Genomic DNA, 3632 nt, shown 5'->3' on the forward strand with positions numbered 1-3632 from the left:
TTTCCACGCCAGTCGTACTCATAAAACACCGGCCTTCCGCTGGCGTCGGTCAGGCTTTCCAGGCTGCCGTCTGAAAAATAGGTGCAGGAAGCCAGAGTCCTGCCGGAGGCTGACTTTTTCAGCAGCTTCCCGTCCGGGCGGTATTCGTATGTGTAGCAGAAGCCTCCTGCCACTGCCTTCCTCACATTGCCTGATGTGTCATATTCCCAGCTCCTTGTGGCACGGCTCTCCCCGTTCCTGTCCGTTCCAATCTCCAGGACCGGATTCCCGTCCACGTTGTAGGTGGTGCGGACTTCGTTGCCGCTGCGGTCCACATGGAGTGCCATGCGCCCCTCACGGTCATACCGGAAGGTCTCGCTGTTCCCTTCCTGGTCAATGATCTCGCAGACCTTTCCCTGGCTGTTGTAGCGGTAGGTGGTCACGCCGCCGTTTGCGTCCCTGGTGCTGGTGATGTTGCCCACGAAGTCATAGGTGCAGCCTTCCTCCCCGCCGTCTGCCTGGCGGATCTTCCGGATGCGTCCCCAGGCGTCCAGGTCATAGCCCGTTTCGCTGCCGTTGCCGTTTGCGACGCCCGTGATCCTTCCACGGCTGTCATAGCGGTACTGCTGTGCCGGCCTGTCCTCCCTGCGGCTCCTTGCCGTGCGGATCTGCGTTTCCCCGCCATGGACGCCGTATGTGTACCAGGCCTCCTGCCCGTCTGCCCCTCTGGACAGCGCCAGCCTTCCGTCCGGGAGGTACCGGTTCTCCTCCTGCACCGTGCCGGAACCGTCGGTTCTGGCCAGGAGTCTGCCGTACACATCATAACGGTACCGGTTCTGGTTTTTCAGGCATCCGGGCTCCCCGGTCTCCCTTGCGCCGGCTTGCGGCAGGAGCTCTGCTATCCTCCGGTCGTTCTTATCGTATTCGTAGGAAAATACAGGCCCGAGGCAGTCCTCCACGTGGACGATGCGGTCCTTGAGGTCATAGCCATATCCCTGCTCCCATTCCCCCAGCCCCTTCCCCCTGCGGACGATCCTTGTAAGGTTCCCCGCATGATCATAGGTGGCTGTGGTCGTCCGGTCGATTCCGTTTTTATCGTCTATGACGCGCTCCGATGCCAGGCGGCCGCAGGCGTCATAGCTGCGGAGGATGCGGTACCCCTCCGGCGTCACGATCCCGGTGCGGTTTCCATTCTCATCATACTGGCAGCGGGTCACCGCATGGCGCGGCTCTCCCTCCAGCGGCGCCAGCCCGCTGTCGAGCTCCTCCCTCTGCTCCGTGAGCCTCCCCGCACGGTCATAGCGGTAATGGATGGCCTGGCGCACCTCCTCGGAGACTGCCCTTTCCTCGTAGACCAGCTTCCCCTGCACGTCATAGCGGTAGGAGATGGCTGCCCCCAGTCCGTCCTCCACGCGGGTCCTGCGGTTCCTGCTGTCGTAGGTGAAGCGCAGCGCCAGCCCGGCGCCGTCCTCCTCCACCAGCCTGCCGTCCCTGTCCCAGTACCCGCCATGGCGCTGCTCCAGCAGCACGTTCCCGCATCTGTCATACTGCCATGTGGTCTTCTCATAGAGCATCGTGCCCTCTGCTTCCAGCACTGGCCTCAGCTGCTCTTTCAGCTCCCCGAATGCGGTATAGCTGCGGTAGGTGCAGCGCCCCTGTGCATCGGTTTCCTCCGTGAGGTTGCCCGCCAGGTCGTAGGCATACGACGCCTGGCGCACCCCGTCCGGTCCCGTCACTCCGGTCAGCCGGTTGCAGGCGTCATAGGTATAGGTCCAGCCTTCCCCGTCGTCGGTCTGCGGGTCGTAGGATTCCGGCATCACATGGCGGGTCCGGTTGCCCTCGCTGTCATAGAAGATGCGCTCGCATCCCCCGTCCGGGTAATGGATGCGGATGTTGTTCCCATCGCTGTCATAGTCATAGGTGGTCCCCTCCCCGTCATCCTTATACGGGTCATAGGCGTTTGGGTGCACCCGCTTCAAGACGTTTCCCTCCCCGTCCCGCATCAGGCGCTCATGCCCGCCGTCGGGGTTTTTCGTGTGGACCAGGCGGTCGAGGAAGTCATAGGAATAGCTGTATTCCCCGCGCTGCTCCTTCCATGCCTTTGGCGGGTAGAGCGCGAGGAGGCGCCCCATGCCGTCATACATCCACCGGGTCTCGTTGCCTTCCCCGTCCCGCACCAGGGCCCGTTTGTTCCTGGCATTGTAGCCGTACTCGGTCCTGCCGCAGGCGTCCTCCTGCGCCATCATGCGCCCGGCCCTGTCGTACTCAAAGGAACAGGTCCCGCCGTCTGCGAACCGGATGGCGGATGGCTTCCCGCCTGTCTCCCCGTACTGGTACTGTGTCCGGTTGCCTTCCCCATCGACGGCTTCCGTCCGCCTCCCCATCCAGTCATAGGCAGACCGGTTCTCCCTTACCTGCAGGCCGTCTGCCATCCTCTCCGCAATGCGGTTATGGTGCCCGTCATATTCATACGCCGTCTCCCTGCCGGCGCTGTCTGTCCGGAGGATCTCGTTGCCTGCCGCATCATACCGGTGCACGGTCCTGAGCCCGTCCGGCTGCACTTCCTCTGTCAGCCTGCCCGCCCCGTCATACTTCCATGTGGTCTTTCTGCCCAGGCGGTCCGTCCAGCTGGTGCGGTGTCCGTTCCCTCCGTATTCATACAGCTCCCTTGTCCCGTCCTGGTAGGATGTCCCGAGGATTTCCCCCCATTCATTATACCAGTGCTCGACTGTTTTGTCATGCACGCTGCTTGCAATCGTCACTCTGTTTTTTTCCGGATGGTAGTCTGCCCGGTAGGTGTCCCCGTTTGCCAGCGTCTGCAGCACCACACGCCCCGCATCGTCATACCGGTTCTCAAGATATGCGACTTTTGCCTGGTCCACCGCGCGCTCCAGGTAGCCATGGCTGTCATACTCATAGTGGGTGGCCCCTCCATCCATGTGGATGACGTCCGACAGGAGGCCGTCCTCATACCGGTACTGCACCGTTCGTCCGGTATGGTCCCTTGTCTGGATCAGCCTGCCGTCACGGATCTCCACCTCCAGATAATATCCAAGGGGCGTCGTGATCCGGGTCAGCCGCTCCCCCTCATAGTACAGGCGCACACACTGTCCGTTCCGGTCTTCTGCCGCAGTCAGCAGTCCCTGCCCGTCATAGTGGTAGCATTTGTGGTCCCTGCCGTCGCAGATCCTCCAGCCGTCGTCCTCTCTGGTCAGCTCCAGCCATTCACAGCCCCTGGTGATATTGGCTGCCTGGGAGCCATCCCATTCAAAGAGTGCCGTAATCCCGCCATCCAGCTTCGCATGGAGCCTGTTTCCCGAGCGGTACAGATGGCCTTCATGCGAGAAGCTCCATCCGGGTCCCAGGATCCCTGCTTCCTTGTTGGTGGAATTGTATTTCCTCTGCACGCGGATATCCTCCCGGATATCCGGCAGCACAAAGTCGGTTGCCGTGATCAGGAATGCCCCGGTAGCCACGTCAATCGGCTCTCCAAAGAACTGCCCCAGCCCGCATTCAATCAGGTTCTGCTTAATGACCTGGAGCAGGTCCACATCCCTTCCCGCCACTTTGTTGATGCCAAGGTCCACCGTCGTTCCAAAAGCGGCTCCTGCCAGGGTTCCGACCACTTTTCCCACCCACTTGTCATCTATGTC

General features: G+C 61.6%; 1 protein-coding gene. It reads right to left on the reverse strand.

All coding sequences use genetic code 11. The annotated features are described in order from the left end of the window. The coding region (locus ASU35_RS03270; RefSeq protein ID WP_147525353.1) for a DUF6531 domain-containing protein at window positions 1–3632 on the reverse strand (3632 nt) is incomplete at both ends.

This window comes from Acetivibrio ethanolgignens (assembly GCF_001461035.1).
In the GTDB taxonomy this organism is placed as follows: Bacteria; Bacillota; Clostridia; order Lachnospirales; family Lachnospiraceae; genus Velocimicrobium; species Velocimicrobium ethanolgignens.